Genomic DNA, 17,431 nt, shown 5'->3' on the forward strand with positions numbered 1-17,431 from the left:
CTTTTCTCTTATACTAGAATATTTTCGTTATATTGCGGCAGTCCGCTGACCCAAGTTTTGTTATGAATCGGTTTTAGAATATGTAAAACTTCATTCAACAAATCCAGATCCATGGGCTCATCCGTCCACTTTGCGTTTTTTTGGATATTTACAGGATTTGCTGTGCTTACAAGCGTCGTTGGAATGCGTTCATTGTTCGTCGAGAATTGAACCGCTAGCTTCGCAATGTCTTCTCCGCGCTCTGCGACTAACTGTGCAGCCTGAAGGCAAGTTGCTTTTAATTCCGGGCTAGCCGGATGCCATTCAGGAGTTCCACGAGTGCTTAGCAATCCCATCGATAAGGGGGAAGCATTGACAAGTCCGACACCGAATGTTTCTAAGAGCGGTAGTATTCGCAATAGGGAAGTATCATTCAGAGAGTAATGACAGTAAGAAATAATGGCATCGACTTGAACTTTCGGCAATAGTTGTTCAAACAAAGCCAGAGGCAAACCGCAAATGCCTGTGAATCGGATTTTTCCCTGCTGTTTTAACCGCTCCAATGCAGGTATCGCTTCTTGCAAAATGATTTCCGGTTGAACGAATTCAATATCATGCAAGAACAATATATCGACATAATCCGTCTTCAGCCTGCGCAGACTTTCTTCCAAACTGGATTCAATTCTCGAGCTTGAAAAGTCGAATGTATCCACACCATATCTGCCGGCTTTTGTAGATAAATAGAAGTTCTCACGAGACACTTGACTGATCGCTTTGCCTAATACCGTTTCAGCTTTCGTGGCTCCATAATAAGGTGAAACATCCATATAATTAATACCAGCATCAATAGCCGCATGTACGGTGCGAATGGCTTCCGTGTCATCCGTTTGGCGAAATACGGAACCAAGGGAGGAAGCGCCGAAGCTAAGCGTGGAGACTTCCAATCCTGTCTTTCCTAAGGGGCGATACTTCATAAAATCACTCCGTCCTTGAAAATAGCAATTTCCTTAAACCCGTTTTTCTCGTTATGCGTAAGCATCTCGCCAGAAGCGATTGCGATCATCGATTCCCACAATTCATCTATGAGTTCCTCCATGCTTTGGCCTTCCAGGAGTCGGCCGGCATTAAAGTCGATCCAATTCTTTTTGCGCCCAGCGAGCTCCGAGTTTGTCGAGATTTTAACGGTGGGTACAGGGCCTCCAAACGGCGTTCCTCTCCCCGTCGTGAAAAGTACGATGTGCGCACCTGCAGCTGTAAGAGCTGTAACAGAAACCAAATCGTTCCCCGGTGCTTCGAGCAAGTTCAACCCTGTCTTGACGACCCTTTCACCATAAGGAATCACATCCGTGACAAGCGAATGGCCTCCCTTTTGGGTGCAGCCTAATGACTTTTCCTCAAGCGTGCTAATGCCGCCGGATTTATTACCGGGCGATGGATTCTCATAGATGACTTGGTTGTGCCGAATGTAATATTGCTTAAAATCGTTGATTAGATCGACGATCCTGCCGAATACATCTTCATCCGACGCCCGCTTCATCAGTATCGTCTCCGCTCCAAACATTTCGGGCACTTCCGTAAGTATGGCGGTTCCTCCTGCGGCGATGAGCCTGTCTGAAACCCCTCCGACAAGCGGATTCGCCGTGATCCCGGAAAAACCATCAGACCCCCCGCATTTCAAGCCAATCTTGATTTTCGCTAACGGGAGCGGCTTTCTGGTGAACGTTCGGGCAAAGTCGATCAGTTCTCCGATCAACGTTATGCCTTCCTCCAGTTCGTCCTCCGAATCCTGCGACTTTAGAAATTTGACCCGATTCGGATCATAGTCTCCGATTGCTGCTTTGAACAAATCGATCTGGTTGTTCTCGCACCCCAGCCCGACGACTAGCACGCCAGCGGCATTCGGATGGTTGACAAGGGAGGCTAGCAGCTTTTGCGTGAATTTGAGGTCATCACCTAGTTGCGAGCATCCGAACGGATGGGCGAAGTGGGCGATGCCGTCTACCTGGTCCCCGAACAATTCGTTACCTTTTTTGGCCAGCAGCTCGCATGTCTTATTAATGCAGCCAACCGTATTAATAATCCAAATATCATTGCGGATACCGACTTCTCCGTTTGGTCGCTCATACCCCATAAATGTACGATGCGCATCCGCCGGATTTACAGATGAATTTAATTCGCGTGTCGGCTCGTAGCTGTAGTTCACGATACCTTCCAAACCGGTTCTCAAATTATGCGTGTGTACCCAAGTACCTGGCTCAATATCGACAGATGCTTTGCCGATAGAATAGCCAAATTTGTGCACGTCATGACCTACAGGGACAAAGTCTGTTGCGATTTTGTGACCTCGCGAGACATCCTCCATCAAAATCAACGGGGATCCGTCCTCCAACGTCAGTTTCTGTCCCTCCGAAAACGAAGCTAGTGCTATAATGACTTGATCGTTTGGTGATAATCGTACCCAAGGTTTCATCCTCTATCCCCTCCTTCTGCTTTTACCCACCAATAACATATCGAATCTGCCAAGCCGATCCAATCTGAAAGGTCTTTGCCCCAAACCGTTGTTAGAGCCAATAGCTCTTTTATGGTACTTTGCAAATCCTCACCATTTTTTTTAGTTTTCGCCCAGATTTCTGCTATCCGCATCAATGACTCTGCGTCGTCTCGAACGACATACGTTCCTCCCTGAAAATCTCGACCTTCAAACTGACCGTCCACTTGAGCTATACAATAATATCGCAGCAAGCCGGCCATCCCGACGACGAGTCCTTCCGGAATCTGAAGTCCAAGATCAGCATAATGGCTAAGTGATGGAAGCAACCTAACTTTAAACTTTGATAAACTGTTCATGCTGATATCCGAAAGCCTGTGACGGATGAACGGATTATTAAATCTTTCGAACACGGTATCCGCATAAGTATTCATCTCGCCTACTGAGTATGGAAGGGTAGGTATGATTTCAAAACGAACCATCGCCTTGACTGCCTGCCCTAAAACTTGATGCTCCATAAGCTCCCGAACATGTTCGACACCATGAAGAATGCCTAGTGGCGCCATCCATGTATGAGCAGCATTGAGGATGCGCACTTTACGTTGCTGATACGGGCGCAAATCGTTTGTCCAGTGCACGTTCAATCCGGCCTTTTGTAGCGGCAGCTGCTCATCCAACGTCTCTTCACCTTGGATGGCCCACAGATGATACGGTTCTGCTGTCGTCAGCAACCGATCCGTATACGACCATTCTGAAAACCATGCTTGCGCCTGCTCTTCCCCCGGGTAACCGGTGACAATCCGATCGACCAGCGTGTTCAAGAAACGGTTGCTCGACGCCAGCCATGCCCGAAAATCGTCCGGGAACCCCCAATCCAAGCTGTATCGAATGACGATGTCGCGAAGTGTATCTCCATTCCTTTCTAACAGCTCGCAAGGGAGGAAGATTAAGCCTTTATCCTCTGCACCGCCAAACGCAAGATACCGGCGATAAAGCAAATAAGCCATTTTTCCCGGGAACGAAGCAATGGGGCTCTCAGACAGTTGTTCCTGTTTGTATGCGATTCCTGCTTCCGTCGTATTGGAAATGACGAATCTTAAGTCATCGCTTTCCGCCAAGGCGATAAACCGATTCCATTCCTCGTAAGGATTGATAATCTGGGAAAATATGGACACCATACTTTGGCGTTCTACCGGCAGACCGTCTTCCAACCCCCGGATGACAAGTGTATAGATCCCGTCTTGCGCAGCCAACTCTTCTATTTTAGCTTTGCCGGTAGATCTGGGCTGGGTAACAGCGACGCTTCCATGAAACAACCCTTGCTCTCTGCTTACATGAAGCATCCAGTCTGCGAACCCTCTCAAGAAATTTCCTTCTCCAATTTGCAGAACGGTGACCGGACTAGCCGAGACGGCTTCAAACCGGCGTTTCTGTTCCCCCGTCAATAAGTTCGAGTTTAATCGCTCCATCATCATAGCTTGTAAAACTCCCTTGCATTTTCTCCAAATAATTTCGCTCTTTCTTGTCTTCCCCACGACTTCGGTATGGCGCTTTGGAGAGAGTCCGAACGATCGGCAAGTGTAAACAAATACTCAGTTTCCTGATATGTAGGGGCTGCCTGAACGGTGATGGTGCCGTCTATGCTATGTTTCTTCAAATGAATGTCGAGATCTTCAGGCAGATAGTCTCGGTACAACACCGGTAGTTCAGGTGTAATCCATCCATAATCTGTGCGAGACATCGACCAATAATGTTGTTGAGCATCAATACGCATGGGGAAGTCCTCTCCTCTCATCATGATTTTATTTTACGATAATAATAAGAAATTAAAATGTCAGTTCATTGCATATTTATATCCGATTTTGATATATTTTAGAAACAACACATCTTATTGGAGGTCATCTGCGTGCAACCAATTCGCAAGCCATTTTTTCTGGATCCGATCTTTCCGTTCGAAATGGTTTATAAAGGTCTTCGATATTCGGAAAGTGAACTTCCGGACCATTTGCACGACTTGTACGAAGTGGTATACGTTCACAAAGGGAAAGGAATGTTTTTTATCGATGACGCCCTCTACGAAAAAGAACAGGGAGATTTATTCCTCATCCCCGGCAACACTGTTCACCGCGCATTTCCGTCCGCCAACGATCCTATTGTTTCTACGGCCGTATTTTTCGCACCAACGTTATTACAAGCAGACTCACTTGGTGATGGATACGAAACACTTAGGTGCTTTGAAGTTGCCCGAAAAAAGAAACAGTATAAAATCAAGCTTTCCAAGCCGGTCCGCCTGGCGATTGAAACGGCCATTAATGCGATGAAACGTGAACATATTGCAAAAGATTTCGGCTACCGTCATGCACTCCGTCTACACTTGCATCAATTGTTGCTTGTGTTAAGCCGGCATCCATACACGAAAGAAGCGTCATCTCCGCTGAATGGGATCGGCCCTCAGTGGCTCCGAAATGCTTTACGGGACATTGACTGTGACCCTGTTCGTTGCGGCGGACTTTCAGAATTGTCCGAAAAAGCGTGTGTCAGCGCCAGCCACTTCGCACGTGTCTTTAAGCAACTGACAGGAATGAATGTGACCGACTATGTGAATGCTAAACGACTTGTCCGAGCCAAAGATTTGCTGCTATCGACGGAGGATAACATCGAAACTGTAGCGCTAGCCTGCGGCTTCCAAGGCATGCGTCATTTTTATCAAACTTTTAAAAGTCTGACAGGATTAACGCCAAGAGCTTACCGTCTTCAAATGAAATAGAAAATGTGTCCCTCAAGGTCAATGACATTGGGGGATTAGCCCTTATTCATAAATTTGTACAAACAAAAAGAAACCAAACCTTGGCAAAATGGAAGTGTAGGGCCACCATCAAAACAAAGGAGAGGTTTTTTTGCTGTCCGTGAAAACGTAAGAAAACTATGGAAGAAGTTTATATCTTAAAATAGATTCTAGTCTAGTCATTATTAGTCATAAGTCCATGCATCAAAATGGTTGAAGGCATAAAATAGGCATAGCATAATAAAAATGGAAAATTTTATGAATTTAACAAAATGCAGAACGGGGGAAGGTGTTTTTTTTGAGATGTTGCAACTCCAGAAAATATAAACGCAAAACTCTTCTGCCGAAAAAAATCAAATTGAACGCTGTCAAAAAACAAAAAAAACATTGTTTTCCGAAAAAGAAACGAAAAAAAATCCGGATAGTCCGTAAGAAGTGCCTAAAAAAGGTTGTATGTGTTCGTGTTCCAAAATCAAAAGAATTGCCTGGGCCTCGTGGAGAACAAGGAAATAGGGGATTGCAAGGCCCCCCTGGACCACAGGGAGAACAAGGAGTTGCGGGATTACAAGGTCCTCCAGGTCCACTCCCCGAAGTTTCTATCGTTCCTATGGTTAATAGATACTACTATATTGCGGACACTGATATATCTTCATCGGCCCCAGTAATTATTCCGGCTAATCTCTTTATAGATGATAACGGAGATTTGTCTACCTCTTTTTTAGGCCTCGGACCTAATAGTTACTATAATCTTTTTATAAATGGGATATTGCAAACAAGTAACATTTCCAATGTTAGCCCGAACACATTGATCTTGTACCCCGAAGGCAGCACTATATATAACGGCACACCAATTACAATAGAGATTATTCAATTCTTAGCCTTAGTCATTCCTGGTGTTAATTAAAATAACTAGCACATCTTCCAAATAACGGAATAGTTTAATAGGGAAGGAGGTGAAGAAACATGCCTATCGTGACACCGTATCAAAACACCAGAAGATTTACTTCCGACATTGCTAGCGGAACAGGGACTGGCGCGACATTTGCAATTGCTGCAACTACATTTACAAACGATGCCGGCGTAACTGCTACAGCATTTCCAAGCGCGTTCAACTATTATAACCTCTATATTAACGGTATTATGCAAACAGCTGACACGTCTTCCGTAACTACAACTGCAATCACAATCCCCGGAGGAGATGCTCTGGACGGAGGAACTCCAATTATCGTTCAATTCGTCGTATCTTAAACCTTGTTTTTGCATCGCAAATGCAATTGCCCTGGCTGATACAGGGTGATTGCATTTTTTGGACAAGGAGCCACTAAAAAGTGGAAGAAAGTTTCCGATTAAGCAATCTTACTAGTTTATATAATCATCCCAGGGGTCAGTACAATTTGCGGCAGTTCCTGAATCAAAAGTGGTAATCTCTCTTACACACACCCGATCAGTTCGAATAATCCAACCAATACAGCCATGAATACGCCCGGCTTAAAATGCTAACATGTTAAATCATCTCCTATTAGTTTTAATTTAATAATCTTTAATTAAAGATATATGGCGTGAAGCGAGAGCCACAATTATCTTTTACGATAAAGTGGATAAGCCACCGTTGTTGGAACCTTGATGAGGATCAGCCGCATTACCTCTTCATCCGTGTTCGTACATTTCAATTTCATCAACCAACAGGATGGGAGCATCTGCACCAATTACCGTTTTCACTTTATATCCTGCTTCATGGCTTACTTGTGGAAATTCTTCATGCTCATACTGGCGATAAGTTGGCTTTCTCCACATCGCTTCCGTCAATCCAGGCTCAAACCAAATTTGAAAAAGTTCCGCATTGGCACTTAGCTCATACAGCCATCCTCCCCCCCCAGCACTCCTTTCCCCAATTTCTTGAGCAGTTCAATCGCAACTTGCTGTTCTTCTTGTGTGACAGCCTTCATTAAAGAATGGATTTTAGCAGCATGTTCGGGAAAGATCCGATTAAATAATTCATTTCCAGCGTCCGTAATTTCAGCATAGATCACCCTACGATCTTCACTTGAAGGCACGCGTCTCAAAAGATCCTTCTTCTCCAATTTGTCGATATTGTAAGTGATACTGCCGCTTGTAATTAATATTTTCTCTCCAATTTGCTGCAAAGGAATTTTCCCCTTCGCATATAACACTTCTAGAATCATGAATTCGGAAGGTGATAAACCATATTGCTTTGCATCTTTTACAGCTTGTTCCGTGATCGCTTTGTAAGCCTTGGAAAGAACAACAAATAACTTAAGGGAAATCTCGTGAGCATCATCTAGTTGAATGGGCATTAAAATCACCTCTTGCATTTATCTTTGATTTAAATATCTTTTATTTAAGATAAATATATTCCTTAAATCAATTCATGTCAACATGTATAGGAAAAATAGCAGAATCGTTCATTACCCGGCTACCGCTATCTTACGACCTTACAAAAAAGAGGTCGACCAGAAAGATCTGGTGACCTCATAATAGTTCTTTTTTAAGTTAAAGCGGATATTAATCCTTCGGCAATCAAGTCAAACCTACTTGTATCCCGAAAACTTCTAGCAAGTAATTGCGCACCTTGAAGCGAAGCAAGGAATTGTTGGGCTTGCACATTCGCGGCACCTTCAAAGTTTAGTTGCCCTTCACGCCGCCCCTGATCCATCACTCGTTCTAGCCATTCTAAATTAGCGGTGAAAAGCTGAGCTAGGCCTTCTCGTGTCTTACCTGATAAAGTAGCCATACCCTTCTCAGATCCGTTTGATTGTATTGGGGGGGGGGGCAATATCAAGCCCGGGTTCATGTTCATACCCGGGCTTGTTTGATGGTAGGGAATGTTTGATGATCAATTTTACAGATTTCTACAGATTCTACTTGTTGTATATTCTGTAGATCAGAACAACTGCTTCCGCTCTTGTAGCGTTACCTAGAGGATTTATTTTTGCTCCATCACCGGTAACAATTCCGTTCTTGATTAGGATTGATACGCTTTGTACTGCATAGGGTGCAACACTTGCATGATCCTCGAATTGGGCAAGATCCGCATCCGAACCTGCTGCCAGTTCCTTCTTGTTGATTTTCATTGCACGGTCGATCAGTATCATCAGGTCCTGCCTGGATATCTTCTCATCGGGATTAAACCTGTTGTCTCCGACGCCAGTTGCGATTCCAAGCTTTTTGGCCACTGCAAGAGCATCTGTATAATAAGCGTCCTGCCGTACACCAGCAAAATTGCTGTCTGTCTTTGCAGAAAGTCCGAGGGCTTTTACCAAGATGAACACGAAATCTGCTCTCGTAATATTACTGTCCGGCGCAAATCGGTCTGCAGCCACTCCGTTGATTACCCCTTTGGAAGCCATGACCTCGATGGCCCTCTTCGCCCATAGGTAGTTGTTAATATCGCTAAAGGAGTCATTCACATACGTTACGGCATACCTGCTGAAATGTGTGGTTATGAAGGTGATTTTGCCGGACTCCGGATCGTATTTGGCTGTCGGCATTGCAACAGCTTTCCCGTTTCCGTCAATATACCATACCGTAATATGTTCAGGATCTGCCAATTCAGCAGCGGTTGGAGTATAGGGAATTGTTACGGTAACAGGTGCATTCGGATTGCTCCATGACCTTGTTGTACCATCAACCTTAAGGTTAAGCTCAATGACAGGCCTTTCGCCGATGGCGGCTTTTGTCTCACTGTCGAGCTTTGAGGTATCCGCTTTTCCTATCGCAATGTCAACCTTATCTGCCCCAACTAATTCGGATGCCTCCAGCATATTGGTAGGAACCGCTAAATCAGCTGCTTTTGTTTTCAATTTTACTATCTTTGCAGCACCCGTTGATGCCAGAGCCGGAGCCGGCAATCTGATAACGAATGAATTTGCGCCTTCAGCCTTTGGTATTTCAACCAGCGCAACGTTGGACTCTTGAAGTGCCTTATCCAGGGCAGCTGAATCGACAGTTGCCGTTGCCGTGCCTGTTGCTTGATCAACAACTGGCGGGGCCACCTCAACTTTGCCAGGAGTTCGTGTTGGTTCTGGTTGTGCTGGCGTTGAAGTAGGTGTTGACGTAGGTGTTGGTGATGGTTTAGCAGTTATGGTAATATCACATTCTCCTACAACGCCTGAACCATCGTTCGCTATAGCCTTAACTATAACGGTTCCGGCGCCATTCGCTGTTAACAATCCGGTTGTATCGATTGTTGCCTGACCGGTTCCATTTACAACACTCCATGTAACCGTCTTGTCCGCTGCATTCTCCGGTGTTACGGAAGCATTCATTTGAAGCGTCTTGCCTGCTTCTACAGTCGTTCCGCCCGTTACGGTTATACCTGTTACGGGTACGGCTATTACAGGTTGGGTAATACCCTCCAGGGTTGGCGTTACAACTTTCATCAACCCATTTGCATTAAACTCCAGCTTATCGATGCTAGTCTCCCGATGGAAGCCGAATCCGCTGGTGTACTGTCCCAATGGCGTTACAAACCTATGGTAGGCGATATAATACTCGTCCTTGCCGGGCACCTTGACGATTGACTGGTGTCCTGTACCTAGGATATCTTTGCTTGTGTCCTTCGCCAACAACGTATACTTGAAATCAATTTGGCCATTCAGGTTGCTTGACGTACCGTAATTGACATGATAGTTTTCACTGCCTGCATCATCGCACGTCCAGGTAAAGTGGTATAATCCGTTTCTCTTTATGACTACCATGGATTCCCTAAAATCGGTTGCTCCAGTCAGGCTTCTCATCGTTCCCGGTTTTAAGCTTACCATATCATCATTGAGCTGGACGATGGCAGGAGATCCGTTACCAAAAGTCATATAGGAAGTTCCATCGTCATCCGTGAAGATGGAGGGGTCGATGGTCTGCCACATGGTTGTAATACCAGCATTCTTCACAATCTCAGGAGTTATCAGCGGTGTGCTTTGCGCTATAAATGGACCCGTCGGGCGGTCAGCTGCAGCTACGCCGATTAAGGAAGCTCCATCTTGACGCTTCGCACAAAAGTAGAAATAATATTTTCCGTTCTTTTCTTCAATGGTTGGCGCCCATGCGCTTCCTATCGACCAAGGGACGTCTTTACCTGCTTCCGCATCCAAAATAACTCCTTCATCTTTCCAAACCATCATATTTTCGGACGAGAATACGTGGAATTGTGTTCCGTTCCAGCCTTCAAATCCGTCGGTTGTCGGGTAGATGTAGAATTTCCCGTTAAAAACGTCAATATCAGGATCTGCAAATTGACCGCCCAAAGCCGGATTGTTGGCAAATACGCCTTGCACGGTCCATACCTGCGTACTTTGATCCGGTAAATGGATGGTAACGGAAACAGGATTCGATAGATCCACAGTCTGACCGTTTGTTCCATCCATCGTGCACCCTTCGGACAGCACGTAGGTTAGCGGCACTTGTTTCAAATCTTTTTTCGTGCTATTGCTGCGGCTGAAATATACCGTAGCCTTATGGTTCGCCGCATCGGCTTTCGTTGTAACAATACTGTAGCCGTCTGCTGACGCACCCTTGATCAGTGGAATATCCGTGATGTTGAATTCTTGGGCGATTTCTGTTTCCGTAAGCGCGCGGTTGTATACCTTGATATTATCAAAATAGCCTTTAAAGTACGGGTCATTATAGAATGATTTTCCTAAATAGGCCAGTAAGTCCTCGCCTAAATTGGAAATGGCAATATTGACATGATTGTTTTTACTGAGCAATCTTCCATCCTTATAAATGGCCATGCTAGTAGGTGTAACGACTAGCTTGATATTCATCCATTTGCCTGCTATGGGATCCGTAGCGGCTTTGACCTCCTGCTCGGAGCCCCATGAGCCTGTTGTAATGGCATTCCGCAGTTCCGTATTCCGTGTTCGGAAGAACATATACTTGTTGTTATCTTTACCGATCGCAAAGGTAAAGAAGTTTCCATCTACCGTTACCGGCTTGATATCCATGGAAACCGTTACCGAATCCCTTCGATCAAAGAAGCCATGGGGGAAAGCTGCGTAGGTGCCGTCCGAACCATCCAGATACAGGACTTGCGAGTTCGTATCCGAATCCGTTACGTAGGTTGCATTCCCGTTCAAGGTGCCTGTGCGGTTGTTGCCTGAGGTATCCTGGATGACGTTTCCTGTTTTTGTTTCATCGAATTTGTATTCCAGCACCGGATTTGTTTGGGATGGTTCTGCAACTATAATCTTGACTTTTGCTTGCACAGACGACAGCACTTTTCCATCAGCAACAGGTGCTCCAAAGTTCGGTGTACCATCACTGTTCCAATACAATTTCTGAACTCTGGTATGCCTGCCTGCATCATATAACGGTTCATAACCATTGCCGATGTACTTCTCTTCCTCACGTGCATGGTAGACAAGAATATCATCCTTACCATCCTCGGACACTGTAAAGCTATTGTGTCCCGGTCCATATTGCCCGGTTGCAGCATCAGATTTAAATACCGGATCAGGTGACTTCTCCCATGAACTAGGGTTCAGCAAATCACTTGTATCGGAAGCCGTTAGAAGTCCAAGGCAGTAAAGGGCATCCGTAGCACTTGCGGAATAGGAAATGAATATTTTTCCGTTTTTCTTTAGGACACTTGGTCCTTCATTCACTTCATATCCATGTTTTTCCCAATCATATAGGGGGGATGATATTTTTACTGCATTCGTATCGATCGTCAATGGATCCTTCATTCTTGCTATATACAAATTTGAAACAGAATCAATCTGTGCCCATACAAGATATCTCGTACCATTATGTTCAAAGGTTGTTGCGTCTAAAGAAAACCCATTAAAAGCCATGTCTGACAGATTGGTCTTTTGCATCTGTCCCATATACTGCCAATTTTCTTTTACCAAGGGGTCCAGATTTCCTGGACACATTAGTACTTGGGGACGAATCTGCCAAATATCGGTATTGGATATTGTGGCCGCATAATAGATATACCAATTTCCATCCATATAATGGATTTCAGGTGCCCAAACATGGGGGCTTTGATTCCCGTTAATGGGGGCCTTTGTATAGATTACCTTTTCCTCAGCAGTAGCAAGTCCCTGTATCGTTGTTGCTCTTCTCAGTATGATTCGGTCATACTGGTACATGCCTACATTGTTGTGACCTTCTGAGCCGTCCGTATATGAAGCAGTAAAGTAGTAATAACCATCTGTATGCTTATAAATATATGGATCTGCTCGGTTCATTATAAGCGGATTCTCGTACTCATTGTCATATAAAGATCCTTGTACGGTCACGGCTCCTGGGTTTGCATACTGATGCGGATCGATGGCATCCCATGTTACAGGAACGGTACCTGTCGTGTTATTACTGTATCTCACTTTTACATTTGAAGGCAATTGAGGTGCTTGGCCAACTGTTGTAGTCATTGTTACATCATCTGCGCTTATTATTTTTACCGAATCATCCGTAATACCAAATTCACTTTCGATTTCCTGATCCGTAAGCGCGCGGTTGTATACCTTGATATTATCAAAATAGCCTTTGAAGTACGGGTCATTATAGAATGATTTTCCCAAATAGGCCAGTAAGTCCCTGCCTAAATCGGACATGGATATGTTTACATTTTTGTTTTTATTGAGCAATCTTCCATCCTTATAAATGGCCATGCTAGTAGGTGTAACGACAAGCTTAATATTCATCCATTTGCCTGCTATGGAATCCGTAGTGGCTTTGACCTCCTGCTCGGAGCCCCATGAGCCTGTTGTAATGGCATTCCGCAGTTCAGTATTCCGTGTTCGGAAGAACATATACTTGTTGTTATCTTTACCGATCGCAAAGGTAAAGAAGTTTCCATCTACCGTTACCGGCTTGATATCCATGGAAACCGTTACCGTATCCCTTCCATCAAAGAAGCCTTGGGGGAAAGCTGCGTATGTGCTGTCCGAACCATCCAGATACAGGACTTGTGAGTTCGTATCCGAATCCGTTACGTATGTTGCATTCCCGTTCAAGGTGCCTGTGCGGTTATTGCCTGAGGTATCCTGGATTGCGTTGCCTGTTTTTGTTTCATCGAATTTATATTCCAGTACGGGGTTTTGCTGTGGAGCTTCCACAGGTTTCGATGCCCCCCATTTGGCCATAACAGCATCGTATTCCGCCTTTGTAATCGGCATTACTGTGCCGTGACGCGGTCCTGGCGGCAACCTATACTCGGAAGGGTCAAGCTTCCTGAATACCCCTGATGCGATGTCAGTGGATACCATAGGAAAGTAACCTCCACCGCCATAGTTGTCCAACAGCAGGCACCATTTATTCTCACCGTTGAATTTGAAGATTGCCGGACCTTCCACACCCTGCTGCGCTCCAACGCTATCGGACGAAAGTACGTTGTAGGGCTTGCCCAGCAATTGATCGGACGTATCAATAAGAATATTGGAATGTGTTTCATCTTTTGAGAATCTGTAATAGGTTCCATTGTACTTTGTTATATCTACGTCTATTACATCAACCGGTCTTTCAATCCATATCTCAGGTTTCGAAAAGGTATAGAAATCCCTGGTCTTGGAAATGTAAATCCTTTGTTTCGCATAGTTATCCGATCCAACTCGTGATGCCCAGAACATCACATATTCTCCTGTTTTGTCATCATATACAACTTCAGGAGCCCATGTATTTCCCGCATCATCCGTGGCAACCTTGACCAATCGTTCATTAGACCAATTCACCAAATCAGTGGATTCCCAGATGACCACAGACTTGCTTCCGGATGTTTGTGCCGAACCCCAATCCGTATCAGCGATCCGAAGATCCGTAGCAACCAGATAGAACTTGTCGCCTTCAGGTGAACGCATGATAAACTGATCCCGTACGCCTTTGGTTCCGACATGTGAAGTCAGTACCGGATCGTTACCATTCATTGCGTCCCAATGCAAGCCATCCTGACTTAATCCGAAGTAAGTCTGTTCCGCATCAGGCCGATTGGCACCCGTAAAGTATGAAAATAAATAACCTGCATAATCGGATTCATGGATCGGTGCCGGTTTTGCCTTAACGGTAATGGTGATATCCTTTGTTCCGGTTGCTGTTCCATGCGTCAGGTGTGCGGTTAATGATACCTGTGTATCTGCTGCCTGTCTTGTAACGACACCGGGAGGTGTATGATCATAATTTCCATTTACCTGTTCGTTAACATTCACAACATCAGATTTGTCAGTTGTCCAGGTGATATTCACGGTTTCCGTTCCAACCGTCATTGTGCTTGGCAATGTGATGTTGCCGCGTATATCGCCTGCATTGGGAATCACCAATTGTTTTTTTGCCAACTCTATCTCTGGATCTTGAAGCTCATCTGCACTAGCTGCTACGAACACAACGCAAGTTGCAGTTTTGCCTCCGTCGGCAGTTGAAGCTGTAATGTCTGTATTGCCTACTCCAACTGCTGTAACCAATCCTGTAGCGCTTACCGTAGCTACAGCAGGGTTACTGCTGGTCCAGGTTACTACCTGATTTGTTGCATTTGAAGGTGATACTGCAGCTGTTAATTGTATCGTACCTCCAACTACAGAACTTGCTCCGATTTTATCCAGCGTCACACCTGTCACTGCTACATTAGCCAGTGATGATGCAGCAAGTGTACTTATCTCAACAGAAGTAAGTGCTCTGTTGTAAATACGAAAGTCATCCACCCGTCCTTGAAGAAGCGGATCATTAAATTGAGACTTTCCGATATAGTTTGAAGTGGTATTGCCCAAATCTGAGGGTTTGAGCGTCATGGAGCTGTTGCGTCCTACTTCAACACCGTCAAGGTAGAGAATTCCCGTCGCTCCGTCTAATGTGACCGCAACATGATGCCATGAACTAGCCGGAACGGGCGATGTTCCATTGATGATTTGTTCATTAATAGCGGGTGTTCGTATGGCAAAACGGAGGTTTCCGGCTTCCGGCGTGACAAACATATAATTCGTTTGGGATGAGCCAAAATCAAAAATTCGGTTCCACCATTTCACCGTATCCAAATTAACTAAAGTTGAAATGGTGCAAGTTTGGAGAGTAGATACAATCCCATCAGGAAGATCGACATATTGATTGGATCCGTTAAGTTCTACGGCGTTGGCAATTTCTCCGCGAACCCAAGAAGCTCCACCCACAAGAGTGGCTTGACGATGGTTTCCGGAGGAGTCCGCTGCCGCCGCTCCGCTTGTCTCATCAAACTTGTACCATGAAACCAAATCTTCAGTTACTGTAACAGATACTTGCCATGTTTGTCCGTTGTATGTTACAGTAATCGTCGCATTTCCGCTACTGATCCCCGTAACCACACCTAAGGCATCTACTGATACTACCGTTGTGTCCGAGGATCTAAACATTGCACTGCTGGTGACATTTGCTGTAGATAAATCATCATAGGTGACAGTTAACAGCGTTGCGTGGGTCGTATTTTTTTTCAGCGTATATGAAGTGGAGTCCAAGGAATATACGGTCCCGCTTTTCAATACCGTCGCAGTGAAAATCTTTGTATCGATTGCACTGCCCCTGGTTATCGTAGCAGTCAGGTTTACCGTTGTATTTACACCTGACGGTCTAGTTACAGTACCGTCATTCCGGATAACGCTCTGGTTATCGGAAGTCCATGCGATGGAGGCGCCGGCATATGCGGCAGGCAAACTGACATTGCCTTTTACCGCAGAAAGATCCCCTAAATCAAGAAGTCCTTTTACGGTTGTGACAGCATCCGTATCATTTAAGGACTCAATCCAGACATTTTTCACTTCACTGGAGGATAAAGCACGGTTGTATATGCGGAAATCTGAGACTTTACCTTTGAGATACTTGTCTGCCGAGTACTCAGGTTTGCCGATATAGTTGTACAGATCGCCAATCTTCTTAGGAGCATTCGTAACATTTGTCGTTTGGGCAATCACTACCCCATCTTCATACAGCGTTCCTGTTGTTCCTGACAAAGTAAAAGCAACGTTTTTCCATACCCCTTTGGTTAAAGACGCTCTCTTTGCTGTGTTTTGTTCATTTTCCCACCGGTTTAATGAGATCGTGCTCCTAAGATTCCCGCCCCCGTCTTCCAATAGTGCGAAATACGTTGTACCTGGTGCACCAGCGTATTCAGTGGAGCCAAAAGTATATACCCAGGCCGGGTCAGCATTCGCTGTATCAAGATAGACGCTGGTCGTTACGGTAATATCCGTTACCCCTGTAAGAATACCATTCGGCATTTGAACGAATCCGCTGCTTCCGTCCAGTTCTAGCGCTCTCGATCCATTCGCCGCGGTCCCCCAAGTGTAACCACCATTCAAGGTACCATTGCGGTTGTTACCGGAGTAATCCGTAACTGTTGTTCCACTCCCCTCATTAAACTTGTACCACAGCATTAAACTATTATCTGCCGCAACTGCCTTGACTGGTGGTGTAAATGGGATTAACCCTGTAAGCATTGTAACAATTAACAAGACTGCCAAAACCCTCATTTTCGCCATAATTTTTTCCCTTCCTACTTTTTATGATATTTAGGTGTGATATATTGAATGAATCCGCTTACAAAATAGTTTATAGGATAAACAGGGAAATAAAAATAGAATTATTTGCGGTAAAAGTTTGATTTTTTTACTCTTCGCCGCTAGCAATGCTACCTGCATAATCACGCTCGGGTCTAATCAATAAAGATAATTTTTCATTGGTATTTCTCCCTAGAATAAATAAAAAAGAGCGCATAACCATTCTGCGCCCCCATAGATGGTTTGAAACAATTTTCTCAAACTAAATGAATGTTTTCTCACTTAATATGAAAAATCAAAAAAAAAAAATAAAAAAAATAACAAAAAAAAATCACAAAAAAAAATAAAAAAAATAACAAACAAAATGTGATATTCCATAATTAATTAGAAAACGGAGCCCGCTAACCCGCGTAGCTACGTTTTTGTTGTTTCAGAGTTCATTAGAATTTTTTGGTCGTCGCAGCGAAAATGGCTGTTTGTTGCAAAATTCGTTAGAAAAAATTATTTAGTCTATATACAGTACATGTATAAATATGCAATACATGAGGAGGTGGAAATTAAGGAAGATCAATTACGGTCTCTGAATGATAAAAACTACATTGAGAAGAAACTCAATTTAGCTCTTTGAATTATTGATGTAGGTTGTCGTTCTAATTTAACCGTCCAGGTTCTTTATTCACTTCAAAGTTAGTTGTGTCACTATAGCTT

The 17,431-nt window shown here is 44.5% G+C and carries 11 protein-coding genes; 3 read left to right on the forward strand and 8 right to left on the reverse strand.

Annotated elements, in window-relative coordinates; genetic code table 11:
* Window positions 1-8: 8 nt before the first annotated feature.
* Genes NYR53_RS24480 through NYR53_RS24495 form a run of 4 tightly spaced genes read right to left on the reverse strand, consistent with a single transcriptional unit; the run spans window position 9 to window position 4,241 of the window.
* Window positions 9-953, reverse strand: coding sequence for an aldo/keto reductase (locus NYR53_RS24480; protein WP_261301748.1), 945 nt, complete (start codon window positions 951-953; stop codon window positions 9-11).
* Window positions 950-2,449 carry a UxaA family hydrolase gene (locus NYR53_RS24485; RefSeq protein WP_261301749.1) on the reverse strand — a complete coding sequence of 500 codons (1,500 nt, stop codon included), beginning with the start codon at window positions 2,447-2,449 and terminating at the stop codon, window positions 950-952. Before NYR53_RS24485 ends, NYR53_RS24480 begins: the two co-directional genes overlap by 4 nt.
* A complete protein-coding gene (locus NYR53_RS24490; RefSeq protein WP_261301750.1) occupies window positions 2,446-3,942 on the reverse strand; it encodes a tagaturonate reductase in 1,497 nt (498 codons plus the stop codon). Before NYR53_RS24490 ends, NYR53_RS24485 begins: the two co-directional genes overlap by 4 nt.
* Complete coding sequence (locus NYR53_RS24495; protein WP_437180070.1) at window positions 3,939-4,241, reverse strand: hypothetical protein; 303 nt, start codon at window positions 4,239-4,241, stop codon at window positions 3,939-3,941. The genes NYR53_RS24490 and NYR53_RS24495 overlap by 4 nt, the downstream gene beginning before the upstream one ends.
* 132 nt (window positions 4,242-4,373) lie before the next feature.
* On the opposite strand from NYR53_RS24495, the gene NYR53_RS24500 reads away from it, so the two are divergent.
* The 3 genes from NYR53_RS24500 to NYR53_RS24510 all read left to right on the forward strand — a co-directional run bounded on the left by NYR53_RS24500 (window position 4,374) and on the right by NYR53_RS24510 (window position 6,500).
* On the forward strand, window positions 4,374-5,234 hold the full coding sequence (locus NYR53_RS24500; RefSeq protein WP_261301751.1) for an AraC family transcriptional regulator: 861 nt from the start codon (window positions 4,374-4,376) through the stop codon (window positions 5,232-5,234).
* Between the two features lie 376 nt (window positions 5,235-5,610).
* Entirely contained in the window at window positions 5,611-6,156 is a 546-nt protein-coding gene (locus NYR53_RS24505) for a DUF4183 domain-containing protein (protein ID WP_261301752.1), read from the forward strand.
* A 59-nt stretch (window positions 6,157-6,215) separates the two neighbouring features.
* Window positions 6,216-6,500 carry a DUF4183 domain-containing protein gene (locus NYR53_RS24510; RefSeq protein ID WP_261301753.1) on the forward strand — a complete coding sequence of 95 codons (285 nt, stop codon included), beginning with the start codon at window positions 6,216-6,218 and terminating at the stop codon, window positions 6,498-6,500.
* Between the two features lie 399 nt (window positions 6,501-6,899).
* Here NYR53_RS24510 and NYR53_RS24515 read toward each other — a convergent pair whose 3' ends face one another.
* The 4 genes from NYR53_RS24515 to NYR53_RS24530 all read right to left on the reverse strand — a co-directional run bounded on the left by NYR53_RS24515 (window position 6,900) and on the right by NYR53_RS24530 (window position 16,705).
* Window positions 6,900-7,058 (reverse strand): hypothetical protein, encoded by a 159-nt coding sequence (locus NYR53_RS24515; protein ID WP_261301754.1) that lies wholly within the window; start codon window positions 7,056-7,058, stop codon window positions 6,900-6,902.
* A 41-nt stretch (window positions 7,059-7,099) separates the two neighbouring features.
* Entirely contained in the window at window positions 7,100-7,567 is a 468-nt protein-coding gene (locus tag NYR53_RS24520; protein ID WP_261301755.1) for a MarR family winged helix-turn-helix transcriptional regulator, read from the reverse strand.
* A 191-nt stretch (window positions 7,568-7,758) separates the two neighbouring features.
* The gene (locus tag NYR53_RS24525; protein ID WP_261301756.1) at window positions 7,759-8,004 is read right to left on the reverse strand and encodes a hypothetical protein; all 246 of its coding nucleotides are present in this window, start codon (window positions 8,002-8,004) and stop codon (window positions 7,759-7,761) included.
* Window positions 8,005-8,131: 127 nt separating this feature from the next.
* Window positions 8,132-16,705 (reverse strand): family 43 glycosylhydrolase, encoded by an 8,574-nt coding sequence (locus NYR53_RS24530; protein WP_261301757.1) that lies wholly within the window; start codon window positions 16,703-16,705, stop codon window positions 8,132-8,134.
* Window positions 16,706-17,431 lie beyond the last annotated feature (726 nt).

The sequence above is a fragment of the Paenibacillus andongensis genome, from assembly GCF_025369935.1.
Lineage (GTDB): Bacteria > Bacillota > Bacilli > Paenibacillales > NBRC-103111 > Paenibacillus_E > Paenibacillus_E andongensis.

What these genes read in the sequence shown, in the direction of transcription:
- NYR53_RS24490 (WP_261301750.1), bottom strand. Translation starts at nt 3,942, where the DNA reads ATGATGATGGAGCGATTAAACTCGAACTTATTGACGGGGGAACAGAAA.
- NYR53_RS24525 (WP_261301756.1), bottom strand. Translation starts at nt 8,004, where the DNA reads ATGGCTACTTTATCAGGTAAGACACGAGAAGGCCTAGCTCAGCTTTTC.
- NYR53_RS24520 (WP_261301755.1), bottom strand. Translation starts at nt 7,567, where the DNA reads ATGCCCATTCAACTAGATGATGCTCACGAGATTTCCCTTAAGTTATTT.
- NYR53_RS24495 (WP_437180070.1), bottom strand. Translation starts at nt 4,241, where the DNA reads ATGCGTATTGATGCTCAACAACATTATTGGTCGATGTCTCGCACAGAT.
- NYR53_RS24480 (WP_261301748.1), bottom strand. Translation starts at nt 953, where the DNA reads ATGAAGTATCGCCCCTTAGGAAAGACAGGATTGGAAGTCTCCACGCTT.
- NYR53_RS24530 (WP_261301757.1), bottom strand. Translation starts at nt 16,705, where the DNA reads ATGGCGAAAATGAGGGTTTTGGCAGTCTTGTTAATTGTTACAATGCTT.
- NYR53_RS24485 (WP_261301749.1), bottom strand. Translation starts at nt 2,449, where the DNA reads ATGAAACCTTGGGTACGATTATCACCAAACGATCAAGTCATTATAGCA.
- NYR53_RS24510 (WP_261301753.1), top strand. Translation starts at nt 6,216, where the DNA reads ATGCCTATCGTGACACCGTATCAAAACACCAGAAGATTTACTTCCGAC.